General features: G+C 72.1%; 12 protein-coding genes. 5 read left to right on the top strand and 7 right to left on the bottom strand.

All coding sequences use genetic code 11. The features are described 5' to 3' along the window. Positions 1 to 14: 14 nt before the first annotated feature. Positions 15 to 2189, top strand: coding sequence for an ATP-binding protein (locus VQH23_RS10320; protein WP_338665554.1), 2175 nt, complete (start codon positions 15 to 17; stop codon positions 2187 to 2189). A 10-nt stretch (positions 2190 to 2199) separates the two neighbouring features. On the opposite strand, the gene VQH23_RS10325 is transcribed toward VQH23_RS10320, so the two are convergent. The 6 genes from VQH23_RS10325 to VQH23_RS10350 all read right to left on the bottom strand — a co-directional run bounded on the left by VQH23_RS10325 (position 2200) and on the right by VQH23_RS10350 (position 8387). Beyond that, positions 2200 to 3114 carry a mechanosensitive ion channel family protein gene (locus VQH23_RS10325; RefSeq protein WP_338665555.1) on the bottom strand — a complete coding sequence of 305 codons (915 nt, stop codon included), beginning with the start codon at positions 3112 to 3114 and terminating at the stop codon, positions 2200 to 2202. A 71-nt stretch (positions 3115 to 3185) separates the two neighbouring features. After that, positions 3186 to 4463, bottom strand: a complete 1278-nt coding sequence (locus VQH23_RS10330; protein ID WP_338665556.1) for a Gfo/Idh/MocA family oxidoreductase — start codon at positions 4461 to 4463, stop codon at positions 3186 to 3188. Beyond that, a complete protein-coding gene (locus VQH23_RS10335; RefSeq protein WP_338665557.1) occupies positions 4460 to 5137 on the bottom strand; it encodes a DUF1275 family protein in 678 nt (225 codons plus the stop codon). The genes VQH23_RS10330 and VQH23_RS10335 overlap by 4 nt, the downstream gene beginning before the upstream one ends. 386 nt (positions 5138 to 5523) lie before the next feature. Then, positions 5524 to 7209, bottom strand: coding sequence for a stimulus-sensing domain-containing protein (locus tag VQH23_RS10340; protein WP_338665558.1), 1686 nt, complete (start codon positions 7207 to 7209; stop codon positions 5524 to 5526). Between the two features lie 134 nt (positions 7210 to 7343). After that, complete coding sequence (locus VQH23_RS10345; RefSeq protein WP_338665559.1) at positions 7344 to 7559, bottom strand: hypothetical protein; 216 nt, start codon at positions 7557 to 7559, stop codon at positions 7344 to 7346. 126 nt (positions 7560 to 7685) lie between these two features. Continuing rightward, complete coding sequence (locus VQH23_RS10350; RefSeq protein ID WP_338665560.1) at positions 7686 to 8387, bottom strand: response regulator transcription factor; 702 nt, start codon at positions 8385 to 8387, stop codon at positions 7686 to 7688. An 80-nt stretch (positions 8388 to 8467) separates the two neighbouring features. Between VQH23_RS10350 and VQH23_RS10355 the strand changes: the two genes are divergently transcribed. The 4 genes from VQH23_RS10355 (at position 8468) to VQH23_RS10370 (ending at position 12823) form a co-directional block, all read left to right on the top strand. Continuing rightward, on the top strand, positions 8468 to 9007 hold the full coding sequence (locus VQH23_RS10355; RefSeq protein WP_338665561.1) for a pyridoxamine 5'-phosphate oxidase family protein: 540 nt from the start codon (positions 8468 to 8470) through the stop codon (positions 9005 to 9007). Between the two features lie 166 nt (positions 9008 to 9173). After that, a complete protein-coding gene (pckA, locus tag VQH23_RS10360) occupies positions 9174 to 10778 on the top strand; it encodes a phosphoenolpyruvate carboxykinase (ATP) (RefSeq protein ID WP_338665562.1) in 1605 nt (534 codons plus the stop codon). Between the two features lie 79 nt (positions 10779 to 10857). Beyond that, positions 10858 to 11553, top strand: coding sequence for a DNA polymerase III subunit epsilon (dnaQ, locus tag VQH23_RS10365; protein WP_338665563.1), 696 nt, complete (start codon positions 10858 to 10860; stop codon positions 11551 to 11553). Between the two features lie 70 nt (positions 11554 to 11623). Continuing rightward, on the top strand, positions 11624 to 12823 hold the full coding sequence (locus VQH23_RS10370; RefSeq protein WP_338665564.1) for a M20/M25/M40 family metallo-hydrolase: 1200 nt from the start codon (positions 11624 to 11626) through the stop codon (positions 12821 to 12823). A gap of 149 nt (positions 12824 to 12972) precedes the next feature. Here the strand turns inward: VQH23_RS10370 and VQH23_RS10375 are convergent, their stop codons facing one another. Further along, complete coding sequence (locus VQH23_RS10375) at positions 12973 to 13911, bottom strand: LysR family transcriptional regulator (RefSeq protein WP_338665565.1); 939 nt, start codon at positions 13909 to 13911, stop codon at positions 12973 to 12975. Positions 13912 to 14011 lie beyond the last annotated feature (100 nt).

A 14011-nucleotide genomic window follows, 5' to 3' on the forward strand; every position in this document is an offset into this window, starting at 1 on the left:
CGAAGCATCGGGGCGTGAGAGACGAAGCCCTCAGCTTCCTGGCCGGCGGTGGCGCCATGGCGGAGGCCATCGCGCGCCACGACTGGTCACGCACCCCGCTCGGCCCCATCGAGGCCTGGCCCGAGGCGCTCAGGACCAGCGTGGCCCTCATGCTCGGCACCCGCTTCCCGCAGGCGGTGGTCTGGGGTTCCGATCTCGTCACCCTCTACAACGATGCCTTCGTGCCGATCCTCGGGAACAAGCCGGCGCCCCTCGGCCGCTCCTTCCGGGAGATCTGGAGTGAGGCCTGGGGCGAGATCGGCCCGATCGCCGAGGCGGCCTATGCCGGCCGGGCGACCTACATCGAGGATTTTCCCCTCCTCGTGGAGCGGGGCAGCCGGCCGGAGCGGGCCTACTTCACCTTCTGCTACAGCCCCATCCGCGACGGCGCGGGCCGGATCCTCGGCATGCTGGACACGGTGACGGAGAACACCGCGAAGGTCCTGGCGAACCGGCGCCTGGGCTTCCTCGACGTGCTCGGCCGCACCATCGCCGGGGAGCGCGAGGCGGATGCGGTGATGGCCGCCACCACGCGCCTCGTCGCCGCGCATCTCGGCCTGTCCAACTGCGCCTATGCCGACATGGACCCGGACGAGGACGGCTTCACCATCCGCGGCGACTGGGCGGCGGAGGGATCGCCCAGCATCGTCGGCCACTACAGCCTGGCGGATTTCGGGGAGCTGGCCGTCCGCAGGCTCTCGGCCGGGGAGCCGCTGATCGTCAACGACAACCTGGCCGAGCTGGCGCCGCACGAGGCGGCGACCTTCCAGGCCATCGGCATCGCCGCCACGATCTGCATGCCCCTGATCCGGCAGGGGCGGCTGACCGCGCTGATGGCGATCCACGACCGCGTCCCCCGCCGCTGGACCGAGGACGAGCTGGCCCTGCTGCGCGACGTGACCGAGCGCTCCTGGGCCTATATCGAGCGCGTGCGCGCCGAGGCGGGGCTGCGCCGGGCCGCCCTGGCCCTGGAGGAGCTGAACGTCACCCTGGAGGCGCGCGTGGCGGAGCGCACGCGCCAGCTGCAGGAGGCCGAGGCGGCGCTGCGCCAGAGCCAGAAGATGGAGGCGATCGGCCAGCTCACGGGCGGCATCGCCCACGATTTCAACAACCTGCTCGGCGCCGTGGTGGGCAGCTTCGACCTGATCCGCCGCCGCCCCGGGGAGACCGACCGGGTGCTGCGCTACGCCGAGGCGGGGCTGCAGGCCGCGGAGCGCGGTACGAAGCTGACGGGGCAGCTCCTCGCCTTCTCCCGCGCGCAGAAGATCGAGCTGCGGCCGCTCGCCCTGTCCGGGCTGGTGGAGGGGATGACGGAGCTGCTCCGGCGCACCCTCGGCCCGATGATCCGCCTGCGGCTGGACCTGGGCTGCGGGGGCGTCGGCGTGCTCTCCGACGCCACGCAGCTGGAGATGGCCGTGCTGAACCTGGCCATCAACGCTCGGGACGCCATGCCGGAGGGCGGGGAGCTGGTGATCGCCACCTCCGTCGCGCCCGTCCCGGCCGACACCCTCCTCCGCCCCGGCAACTACGCCGTGCTCTCCGTGACGGATACGGGGGAGGGGATGGCGCCCGAGGTCCTCGCGCGCGCCTTCGACCCCTTCTTCACCACCAAGGGCGTGGGCAAGGGCACGGGGCTGGGCCTGAGCCAGGTCTACGGCATCGCGCACCAGGCGGGCGGCACGGTGCGGATCGAGAGCCGGCCCGGCGCGGGCACCACCGTGCGCCTGTTCCTGCCGGTCGCCGAACTCGGACCCGGCCCCGACCCGGCGCCCCCCGAGGCCGAGCCCCGGCCCGGTGAGGCGACGATCCTGCTCGTGGACGACGACCCCGACCTCCGCGGCGTGCTCACCGCCGCGCTGGGGGCCCTGGGCTACACCGTGCTGGCGGCGGCGGACGGCGCGGCCGGGCTGGCGGCGCTGGAGGCCGGCTGCCCGGACCTGATGATCCTCGACTACGCCATGCCCGGACTGACGGGCGCCGAGGTGGCGCGCCTGGCCTGGGCGCGGCGGCCCGGCCTGCCGATCATCTTCTCCAGCGGCTACGCGGACACGGCCAGCATCGAGGCGGTGGCCGGGGAGGGGGCCGTTGTGCTGCGCAAGCCGTTCCGCATCGCCGATCTCAGGGCCGCCATCGCGGCGGCGCTGGGCTGACCGCGGCGCGTCAGCCGCCGTCCCGCGCCGCGCCGTTGCGCCGCGGCGCCTCCGCCGGCCGGTCCTCTCGCCGGGCGGGGCCGCCATCGCTCCCGTCGTGCAGCATCACGATCCGCGTGGGGAAGGCCAGCTCCACCCCGGCCTCGCGCAGCGCCCTGCGGATCGCCGCGATGGCGCGCCCCTGCCCGGTCACCACCTTGTTCCGCACGCTCTCCGTCCACCAGCGCACGCGCAGCGTCACGCCGGCCTCGTTGAACTCCCAGGCGCGGGCGTCGGGCGGCGGGTCCTTCGCAATGCCGTCCACGGCGGAGAGGGCGCGCACGGCGGCCTTCGCCACCGCGTCGGGGTCGTCCGCGTAGCCGATGGTCACGTCGGCCTCGCTGCGGCGGGTGGGGAAGTGGGTCCGCACGATGATGCTGCGCGTGTAGAGGTTGCTGTTGGGGATCAGCACGCGCTGCCCGTCATAGGTCTTGATGATCGTGGCCCGCGCCTCGACGTGCTCCACCGTGCCCTCGTGCGCGCCGGAGACGATCTGGTCTCCCACGCGGAAGGGCTGGCTGTAGAGGATCATCACCCCGGAGAACCAGTTCTGCAGGATGTCGCGGAAAGCCAGCCCGACCGCGAGCGAGCCGAGGCCGAGGGTGGCCAGCAGGTCGGAGGGCTTCACCGAAGGGAAGACGATCGTCGCGAAGACGAGGACCCCGGCGAGGATCAGGGCCCATCGCGCGAAGCCGCCCAGCAGCTCGCCCAGGTCGGCCCGGCGCCGGCGCGCGAAGGCGAAGAGCAGGGCCCGCCGCGCGGCCAGCCCGCCGATCCAGAACCCCGCCAGCACGACCAGCCCGATCCCGATGTTCGGCAGGACCCAGAAGAAGCCCTCCACCATGCTTTGCAGCTTGCTCGTGGTGAGCTGCTCCGGCTGTTGCATGATCCGTCCCGACCCTGGCGCAGCGGGTCAACGCGCCTTGGCCGGGCCGGTTCGGGCGGGCTGGCGCCGTCTCAGCCGGGTTCCGGCCCTCGGAAGGCGTCCAGCCTCCCCTTGGGCCCCTCCACCGGCGGGATCGCCACCGGCCCGCCCTCGCGCGCGGAGCGGTAGAGCGCCTCCATCAGCACGTGGTCCTGCAGCCCCTCCTCGCCGGGCGTGCGCGGCTCTCGGCCCTCCAGGATGCACCTGGCGAAGTGGTCAATCTCCAGCGCGAACTGGTTCTTCGCGCCGATCCGCAGCTCCTCCACCGCCTCGTTCTCGTCCTTCCGCTGCGCGACCCGCAGGCGCTGGCCGCGATAGGCGAAGGCGTTCTCCAGGTCGATCCAGCCCTTTTCGAGGCGAACCCGCAGGTCCTTGCTCTCATGCGCCCCGTAGCTGGTGGCGCAGTTGGCGATCGCGCCGGAGGGGAAGCGCAGCATGAACACCGTCGTCTCGTCGATGTCGGCGTAGCGCGCGTCGCCGGCCGGGTTCACGATCCGCGCGAAGACCTCCACCGGCTCTTCGCCCAGCACCGCCCGCACGCCGTTCAGGCAGTAGAGGCCGATATCCGGCAGCGCGCCGCCCCCCGCCAGCGGCGCCTTCAGCCGCCACTGGTCCGCCGGCCCCTGCACCTGGGTGTTCGTCGCCTCCAGCACGCGCGGCCGCCCCAGGTCGCCGGAGCGGACCAGGCGCACCACCTCGCGGTTGAAGGGCTCGTACTGGCAGCGATAGGCGATCATCAGCCGCACGCCCGCCGCGCGGCACGCCTCCACCATCTCCCGCGCCTCGGCGGAGGTGTTGGCCATCGGCTTCTCGCAGAGCACGTGCTTGCCCGCCTTCGCCACCGCCAGCACGTTGTCGCGGTGCATCCCGTTCGGCGTGACGACGTAGACCGCCTGCACCTCCGGGTTTTCCGCCAGGCGGTGCACCTCGTCGTAGCCGTACACGCCCTCCGGCGCGATTCCGTACTGCGCGGCCACCGCCCGCGCCTTCTCCGGGCTGCCGGAGATCAGGGCGACCGCCTTCGCCGCCTTGCACGCGGCGAAGGCGGGCAGGATCTCCTCCAGCGTCAGCCGCCCAAGCCCCATGATCGCGAAGCCCACGCGCTCCCCGGGCGGCATCGGCGCGGGTGGCGGCGGCGCCGGCTTGTCCGCCTCTCCCTTCCAGTTCTCGAATTCCACCGCCCCGTCCCGCACGTGGCCGCGGTCGATGGAGGAGGGCGGGGGCAGCGCGCCGGGCGCCACCGCGGGAAGGGCAGGGCCCTCCGGCGTGCCGGGGCCGGTGGGGCGGATCGGGTGCTCGGTGTCGCTCAAGCCGGTTGCTCCTTCGTGGTCGGGTGGGGGCGCAGCGCCAGGACGGCGCCCGCCAGCAGGGTGGCGGCGGCCGGAAGGGCCAGGGAGTAGGGGCCCGCAAGGCCGTGCGTCAGCGCGGAAGCCGCCGCGCCGGCGACCAGCGACGCCCAGCGCAGGGCGTCCCGCCCCGCCCTCGCCATCTCCCCGGCCGCCAGGGACCGGGCCGTGCGGACGAGCGCGCCGGTGATGAAGGTCACGCCGGGATCGCCGGCCAGGACCTGGTTCACCGCCCCCATGCCGGCGGAGACCGCCAGCAGCAGCCCGAGCGGCCAGCGCCCCTCCGGCGTGCCGAGCCCGAGCGCCATCCCCAGCAGCAGCATCGCCCCGGTCAGCAGCAGGGCAGGGGCCGGGCGCCCCGCCATCCGAACGAGCCGCGCGGCCAGGGTGGAACTTGCCAGGAAAGCCAGGATCACGGCGGCCAGCGGCCAAGCCTTCATCCAGGCCCCGTCCGCCAGGGACTCCGCCATCTTCGCCGAGTTCCCGGTCATGTAGACCGGCAGGATCTCGCTCCCGCGTAGCACGACGAGCGCGTCCACCCACCCGGCCAGGGCCGTCAGGGCACATGCCGCCGGCAGGGAGGAGGCGTTCCCGCCTGCCCCCGATCGTGTCGCCCCTGCCGAATCATCCGCTGTCACGCCGGGTTCCTCGTCCGTCCCGCCTCACAACGGCACTCCGGGCCCGGGGATGACTGGGGGAATTGCAACGCTGTATTTCCAGCTCCGGCGAGTGCCCTCGGCGCTGTCTCTCGAACCAGGGGGCGCCGCCCCCTGGACCCCCGCCAAGGGCCTAAGGCCCTTGGATCCCCATCGGGCTGCCGCCGTGCCGTCCTGAGACGGGGTCTCTGCGTGAGAGGCTTCTTCCTGCCCTTGCAGTCGCCTCGGGTCGTCGACCCAAGGCGCACCGCCGGCCGAGAAAGAACAACTATTAGAAGAAGATGATGGAGAGGGGTCCGGGGAGAGGAAGAATTCCTTCTTCCTCTCCCCGGGACCGACCGGAAGCACAGAACTCGAGCGAGGGACGCTCAGGCCACTGGCAGCCGCACCACGAAGCGCGCCCCGGCGACGGACCCGTCGGGGTTGCGCCGGTTCTCGGCCGAGATGCGGCCGCCCAGCCCTTCCACGATCTGGCGGGAGATGGAGAGGCCGAGGCCGGAGTGCTGGCCGAAGCGCTCGCCGCTCGGGCGCTCCGTGTAGAAGCGGTCGAAGATGCCCTCGAGCTTGGCCTCGGGGATGCCGGGACCTTCGTCCTCGATCGCGATCTCCGCCATGGCGCCCGTGGTCCTGGCCCGCACCCGCACGGCGCCGTTGGGCGGGGAGAAGGAGAGGGCGTTGCCCAGCAGGTTGCGGAACACCTGAACCAGCCGCCCCTCCACGCCACGCACCACCAGGTGGGCGGGGGAGTCGATCTCCATGGCCGGGTCGCCCTCGCCCCGCGTGGCGCCGTGCAGCTCCACCAGGGTGGAGAGGATGGGGCCGACATCCACCGGCTCGGCCACGGAGCGGGAGAGCTCGGCGTCCACGCGGGAACTGTCGGAGATGTCGCCGATGAGGCGGTCCATCCGCACCGCGTCCTCGGCGATGATGGCGAGAAGCCGCTTCTGCTGGTCCGGGTTCTCCACCCGGCGCAGGGTCTCAATGGCGGAGCGGACGGAGGTGAGGGGGTTCCGCAGCTCGTGCGCCACGTCGGCCGCGAAGCGCTCGTTGGCGTCCACCCGCGCCCAGAGGGCGTTGGCGCCGGATTGCAGCGCGCGGGCGAGGGTGCCGATCTCGTCCTGCCGGCCCATCAGCGGCGCCGGAACCGACCCGCCCCGCCCCTTGCCCTGGCGCATGGAGGCGGCCGAGGCCGCCAGTTCCAGCATCGGTGAGGCGAGGGTGCGGGCGAGATAGACGGAGAGCGCGACGGTCAGCGCCAGCGCCATGGCGAATAGGGCGAGGACGGAGCCGCGGATCTCCATCACGCGCTCGTCCACCTCCCGCGCCTCGCGGGTCAGCAGCACGATGCCCACGGGCTGGTTGGCCCGCCGGGCGGGCTCGGCCACCGAGACGAGAAGGCGGCCATCCCCGGTGCGGCGGACGTAGGGGTTCACGCCGCCTTCCAGCGCCAGGCGCAGCTCCTCCCGCCGGTCCGGGCCGAGATCGGGTTGCCAGTCGAAGGAGGCGGCGCCCGCGCTCTCATCGACCACCACGGCCGGGCCGCGCACGCGGGGGCGGGGGAACCAGTCCAGCACCCGCTCGTAGAGGCGGCCGATGAAGCCGGCCACCGGTCCCGGCTGCTCCGGCGGGGGCAGGGGCTCGGTCACGATCGCGCCGCCCGGCCCCTCCCGCACGCGGCTGTCGGCCACCAGCAGGCCGTTGTTGTCGAAGAGCTTCGCCTGGGTGCCCGGGCTCGGCTCCGTCAGGCGGCGCAGCAGGGGGCGGGCGGTGTCGGGCACCAGGGTCGCGCGGTCGTCCTGGATCCGCACCCCGGCCTCGGCGATGCCGTTGGCGTAGATGCGGGCCTGGGTCCGCAGCCCCTGCACCTCGGCGGCCAGGAGGCCGTCCTGATACTGGTCCAGGTAGAGGAGGGTGGCCGCCAGCAGGAAGGGCGGCAGCATGTTCACCAGCAGGATGCGCCGGAGCAGCGGCGAGACGCGCCGGTTCCGGCCGCGCCGCTCCAGCGGAACGGCGGGGGGAATTTCGGTCAGGATCGGGCCGCTGGCGTCCGGCATGGGGCGCAGCCTACAGCAGTTCCGCGGCCGAGGGTGAGGCCGGGGCGTGGCATTCCCGGGGCGGCGCGCACGAAAAAGGGCCGCCGGACGAACCGGCGGCCCCCTTCAGCCGCCCCAAGGGGCGAAGCGGCGGCTCAGTTCTGCTGGCCGGCGCCGCCCGTCGCGCCGGTGCGCTCCAGGAAGCTCTGCCCGGCGCCGGCGAGCGGGGTGCGGCTGTTGGGCGCCGAGACCCAGGCGCCGGAGGCGGTGGCGCCCTCGGGCACGCGGTCCTGGTCGGCGAAGGCGGGGGCGGAGGCCAGCGCGCCGCCGATCAGGGCGGCGGCGAGGGCGAGGTTGCGAAGGTTGAACATGAAATCATGCCTTGAGTGTTAGGCGGCGGCACTATGTCGTCGTCTGTTGCGAGCGATATGCGCTCGCCCCCCGTCGCCTTCCACTCGAGCGAGCGGATACCAGCCATCCACCCAGCGGATGGATCCTCACGCTTCCTTGTAGCGGTACCCGATTCCGTAGAGCGTCTCGATCTGCCCGAAGCTGTCGTCCACGGCCCGGAACTTCTTGCGCACGCGCTTCACGTGGCTGTCGATGGTGCGGTCATCCACGTAGATGTTCTCGCCATAGGCGGCGTCGATGAGCTGGTCGCGGTTCTTCACCATGCCCGGGCGCACGGCCAGCGCCTTCACGAGCAGGAACTCCGTCACTGTCAGCTGCACCGGCTTCGCCTTCCAGGTGCAGGTGTGCTTCGTCTCATCGAGCACGAGGTCGCCGCGGGCGATCACGCCGCCCTGGGGGGTGCCGCTGCCCTCCGCCCGGCTCGCCTCGTTCCGGCGCAGCAGGGTGCGGATGCGCTCCAGCAGCAGGCGCTGGGAAAAGGGCTTGGTGATGTAGTCGTCCGCCCCCAGCCTCAGGCCCATCAGCTCGTCCAGCTCGTCGTCTTTGCTGGTGAGGAAGATCACGGGCATCCCGCTGCGCTGGCGCAGGCGCTGCAGAAGCTCCATCCCGTCCATGCGGGGCATCTTGATGTCCAGCACCGCGAGGTCCACGGGGCGGGCCATCAGCCCCTGCAGCGCGCTCTCGCCATCCGTGTAGGTGCGGACGGTGAAGCCCTCCTGCTCCAGCGTCATGGAGACGGAGGTGAGGATGTTGCGGTCGTCATCGACGAGGGCGATGGTATGGGGCATCGGGCGTCCCTGAAGGCCTGGTCGCGGCGGCGCGACAGGATGGCGGCCAAATATGGCGGCCAGATGGAGCGGAGGATGCCATGGCAGAGGACAAACCGGGAGAGGCAGGCGGCCCCGCCGTTAATCGGGAGGCCGATCCGGCCCCCGACTTGGCCCCCGACTTGGCCTCCGACCCGGCTCTCCAGGCCCGCCGCCTGATGCGCGGCGCCGCCTCCGCCACCCTCGCCACGGTGGGGGAGGGCGGGCAGCCCTTCGCCTCCCTCGTCACCCCCGCCGTCGCGCCGGACGGGGCGGTGCTGCTCTTCCTCTCCGCCCTCTCGGAGCACACGCGCCAGCTCCGCCGCGACGGCCGCTGCGCGGTTCTCTTCCAGGGCGCGGCGGATGGCCCCAACCCCCAGACCACCCCGCGGGTGAGCGTGACGGGGGTGGCCGAGCCCGTGGACGACCCGGAGCTGAAGGCGGTCTGGCTGGCCCGCCACCCCTATGCCGAGCCCTACGCCGATTTCGCGGATTTCTCCCTCTGGCGGGTCGAGTCGGGTGGCGCGCTGCTGGTGCTCGGCTTCGGCCGGGCGCACCGGCTGCGCGCCGCGGCCCTGCGGCCTGAGGCGGGGGAGGCGTAACGACACGAATCCGGTGCCATGCTGCACTTGCTAAGTAACCGGACGGTTATTTTGCCGGGCCCCTATCATCCAGCCTTAATTTTGACCCCCTGTCGAGGCTACAATCCTCTGAGGGACGCGGATCAGCCCCTCCCCGGTCCGGTCCATCAGAGGCAAAGCGCTTAGCATGAACGAGATTTCCCACGCCCGGGCGCTCTCCGGCACCGGCGTCCAGTCGGGTTTCGAGATCCACGCCAACCTGACCGCCCCCGGCCTCGTGCAGCACGCCATGCGCCGGGGCGAGGGCCGCCTCTCCGCCGATGGCGCCTTCATGGGCGTTACGGGCGTGCACACCGGCCGCTCCGTCGCCGACAAGTTCGTGGCCGACGATCCGGAGGTCACGAAGGAGATCTGGTGGGGCAAGGTCAACCAGAAGCTCGACCCCGCGAAGTTCGAGGCCTTCACCGCCGACGTCCGCGCCTATCTCGGCAAGCAGCCCGAGCTCTTCACCGAGGACCTCTACGCCGGCGCCGACCCCGCCTACCGCATCAAGGTGCGGCTGGTGACGACGAACGCCTGGCACGCCCTCTTCGCCCGCAACATGTTCATCCGCCCCCCGGCGGAGGACCTGGCCGGCTTCGAGCCGGACTACGTGATCCTGCACGCCCCGGAGATGGAGGCGAAGCCCGAGCACGGCGGCCGCCCGAACTCCACCACGCTGATCGCCCTCTCCTTCGCGAAGAAGATCATCGCGATCGCCGGCACCTCCTACGCCGGCGAGATCAAGAAGAGCATCTTCACCGTGATGAACTGGCTGCTGCCCGCGCAGGGCGTGCTGCCGATGCACTGCTCCGCCAACGTGGGCAAGGGCGGCGACACGGCCCTCTTCTTCGGCCTCTCCGGCACCGGCAAGACCACCCTGTCTTCCGACCCCGAGCGCGCGCTGATCGGCGATGACGAGCACGGCTGGACGAAGACGGGCGTCTTCAACTTCGAGGGCGGCTGCTACGCCAAGGTCATCAAGCTCTCCCGCGAGGCCGAGCCGCAGATCTGGGACGCCTCCCACCGCTTCGGTGCCGTGCTGGAGAACGTGATCGGCGACGAGCGCGGGAACCTCGACCTCGAGAACGGCTCGCTGACCGAGAACACCCGCTCCTGCTACCCGATCGAGTTCATCCCGAACACGGTCCCGGGCGGGCAGGCCGGCCTGCCGAAGAACGTGGTGATGCTGACGGCCGACGCCTTCGGCGTGCTGCCGCCGATTGCGAAGCTGACCCCGGCGCAGGCCATGTACCACTTCATGTCCGGCTACACCGCGAAGGTGGCGGGCACGGAGAAGGGCCTGGGCAAGGAGCCGCAGGCCACCTTCTCCACCTGTTTCGGCGCCCCCTTCCTGCCGCGCCACCCCGAGACCTACGGCAAGATGCTGGCGGAGCTGATCGAGCGCGACGGCGCCCAGGTGTGGCTGGTGAACACCGGCTGGACCGGCGGCAGCTACGGCACCGGCCACCGCATGTCGATCAAGCACACCCGCGCCCTGCTGCGCGCCGCGCTGGACGGCAGCCTGGCGAAGGTGGAGTTCGAGACGGAGCCCTTCTTCGGCCTCTCGATCCCGAAGGCGCTGGAGGGCGTGCCCGCCGAGGTGCTGAACCCCCGCGGCAGCTGGGCCGACAAGGCCGGCTACGACGCCACGGCGAAGAAGCTGCAGGGCCTGTTCGAGGGCAACTTCGAGACCTTCGCCGGCACCGTCAGCGAGGACGTGAAGAAGGCCGCCATCAAGGCCGCGGCCTGACGCGAATGGGGGAGGGCTTCTCGGCCCTCCCCCATCTCTTTCCCTGGGTTGCGCGGCCCGGCGGGTCTATATTCCCGGCATGTCCCGCGCCCTCATCCTCGACACCGAGACCACCGGCCTAGACCCCGCCACCGGCGACCGCGTGCTGGAAGTGGCGGCCATCGAGGTGGTCAACCTCATGCCGACGGGCAGGCACTTCCACAAGCTGATCAACCCCGAGCGCGACGTGCCCCCCGAGGCCACGAAGGTGCACGGCTTCACCGCCTCCATGCTGGCGGACAAGCCCCTTTTTGCCGCGATCCTGCCGGAGCTGCTGGAGTTCCTGGGGGACGATCCCGTGATCGCCCACAATGCCCCCTTCGACTTCAAGTTCCTGGACTACGAGTTCGACCGCTGCGAGACGCCGCGCATCCCCCGCAGCCGCATGGTGGACACGCTGGAGATGGCGAAGAAGCGCTTCCCCGGCCTGCCCAACAGCCTCGACGCCCTCTGCCGCCGCTTTGGCATCGACCTCTCGGCCCGCACCACCCACAACGCGCTGCTGGACGTGCAGCTCCTCGGCCAGGTCTATCTGGAGCTGATGGGCGGCAAGCAGCCCGGCCTGGCGCTGGCCACCGCCCTCGGCGGCAACCGCAGCGGCCTCGCGACCACGGCCGGCCCCATCGCCCGCACGCCGCGCCCCATCGCCAACACGCCGGAGGAGATGGAGCGCCACGCGGCCTTCACCAGCAAGCTGAAGGATCCGGTCTGGGCCGGCCTGGACGCGGCGTCCTAGCACCCGTCCCCGCACTGGACATCCCCGCCCGCCCGTCGCATGGCATCCGCTCCGCGAGGGGATACGGCAGATGGTCGAGAGCGTGATGAAGAGCCCCGTCTATCAGGAGGCGCTGCGCCACCTGGCGGCGAACCACGAGCGCTTCGTCGAGGAGACCATCCGGCTCACGGAGATCCCTGCCCCCTTCTTCGGCGAAGCCGAGCGCGGTGCCGCCTACCTGGAGATGCTGCGGGAGGCCGGGCTGGAGGAGTGCGAGACCGACGAGGAGGGCAACGTGATGGGCCTTCGCCGCGGGCTCGGCAACGGTCAACTCATCGTCGTCGCCGCTCACCTCGACACGGTCTTCCCCCCTGGCACCGACCTGAAGGTGCGGCGCGAGGGCACGCGCCTCTACGCCCCCGGCATCGGCGACGACACGCGCAGCCTCGCGATGAACCTTGCCTTCCTCCGCGCCATGGACGCCGCCAGCATCCAGACGCGCCACGACATCCTCTTCGTCGGCAATGTGGGCGAGGAAGGGCTGGGGGACCTGCGCGGCATCCGCCACCTCTTCCAGAAAGGGCGCTACGCCGGCCGCATCGCCGCCTTCATCTCGGTGGAAGGCCCGATGGGCATGGGAACCATCGTCTCCGGCGCCACCGGCTCGCTCCGCTACCGCGTCACCTTCCGCGGGCCGGGCGGGCACAGCTTCATGGATTTCGGCCTCGTCAGCCCCTCCTTCGCGCTCGCCGAGGCGATGGCCGGCCTCTCCCGCATGCCGGTCCCGGCCTCGCCCCGCACCACCTTCAGCGCCAGCGTCCTCGGCGGCGGCACCTCTGTGAACTCCATCCCGAACGAGGTGTGGCTGGAGGTGGACCTGCGCTCGGACTCCGCGCAGGAGCTCGCCCGCATCGACGCCGCTTTCAAGGCGATCGTGGGGAAGGCCGTGGACGCGGAGAACGCCGCCCGCAGCACCGCCAAGGGCGCCATCACCGCCGAGTGGAAGAAGATCGGCGACCGCCCCGCCGGCGCCATCGACCGCGACAGCGCCCTGGTGGCCAACGCCACCGCCGCCGCGAAGGCGCTGGGCTTCACGCCCAAGGCCGTCGCCAGCTCCACCGATGCCAGCATCCCCATCTCCATGGGCGTTCCCGGGATCGCCCTCAGCGCCGGTGCCGGCGCCGGTGCGCACTCGCTCGACGAGTGGGTGGACGTGGAGCCGGGGCAGACCCTGCACGACATGCAGCTCGCCTTCGCCACCCTGCTGAAGACGGCCGACATGGAGGCCTAGGGCCCGGGCCTCCTCGATGCCGGGGAGGGCGGTGCTGGCGGGGAGGAGGACGCGGGCGCATCGGTCGCGGCGCATCGCCGTGCGCGGCCTGTCCTCGGCCTGGGCAGGTCAGCCATCCCCGCACCTCCGGCCGCCCTGCCATCGGCCGATCACATCGGGCGCTGCCCTGGACTCAGCGGGCCTGGGCCTGGTGGCCGCACGCGGCGGGCGGCGACGAGGTCCAGGAACGCCCTCATCGCGGCGCTGGGGTGCCGCCGGCTCGGGTAGTAGAGGAACCACCCCGGCAGGTCCTGGCTCCAGTCCCGGAGGATTTCGACGAGCGAGCCCTCCGCGAGGGAGGGCCGCACGTAGTCCTCCAGCAGGTGGGCAATTCCCTGTCCCGCGAGGGCGGCGCCCAGTTCCTGGTGCGCGGAGCTCAGCGTCAGGCGGCCGCTGGGGACGATCTCCACCGCCTCCCCGCCCCTCTCGAACTTCCAGCGGGCCAGCGTGCCGCCCGGGAAGCGCCGGCGGATGCACGCGTGCCCGACCAGGTCCTGCGGGCTGCCCGGCTCGCCGTTCCGCCGCAGGTAGGACGGCGCCGCGACGATCGCGTAGCGCAGCGGCGGCCCCAGCGGGACGGCCACCATGTCCTGGTCCAGCTGCTGCCCGAAGCGCACCCCGGCGTCGAAGCCCTGGGCCACGATGTCCACGATGGCCGCGTCGCTCATGATCTCGACCCGGACTTCCGGGTGGATCTCCATGAACTCGAAGGCCAGCGGGCACAGCACGTGATCCACGGCCGGGCCGGGCGCGTTGATCCGCAGCGTGCCCGATGGCCTCTCCCGCAGCCCGTCGAGCTCGTCGATCGCCGTCCTGATCTCCTGCAGCGCCGGCACGAGGCGCTCGAGCAGCCGCGCGCCCGCCTCCGTGGGCGCGACGCTCCGCGTCGTCCGGTTCAGCAGGCGGATTCCCAGCCCGTCCTCCAGGGCGCGGATCGTCTGGCTCAGCGCGGTGGAGGAGACGCCCCGCTCCGCCGCGGCGGCGCGGAAGCCGCCGTGCCGGATGATGGCCGCGAGGACGTCCAGGCTGTCGAGGCGGAGCGGCTTCATTGGGAAGCCAGGGTTATCAGGCCTGGCATCCATTGCCAGCTTATTCGGGCGCCGGTGGGGTGTCATTTCCGGGGGCAGGCGCCGCACGCCGCGGCCGCCG

Source organism: Pararoseomonas sp. SCSIO 73927 (genome assembly GCF_037040815.1).
GTDB lineage: Bacteria > Pseudomonadota > Alphaproteobacteria > Acetobacterales > Acetobacteraceae > Roseomonas.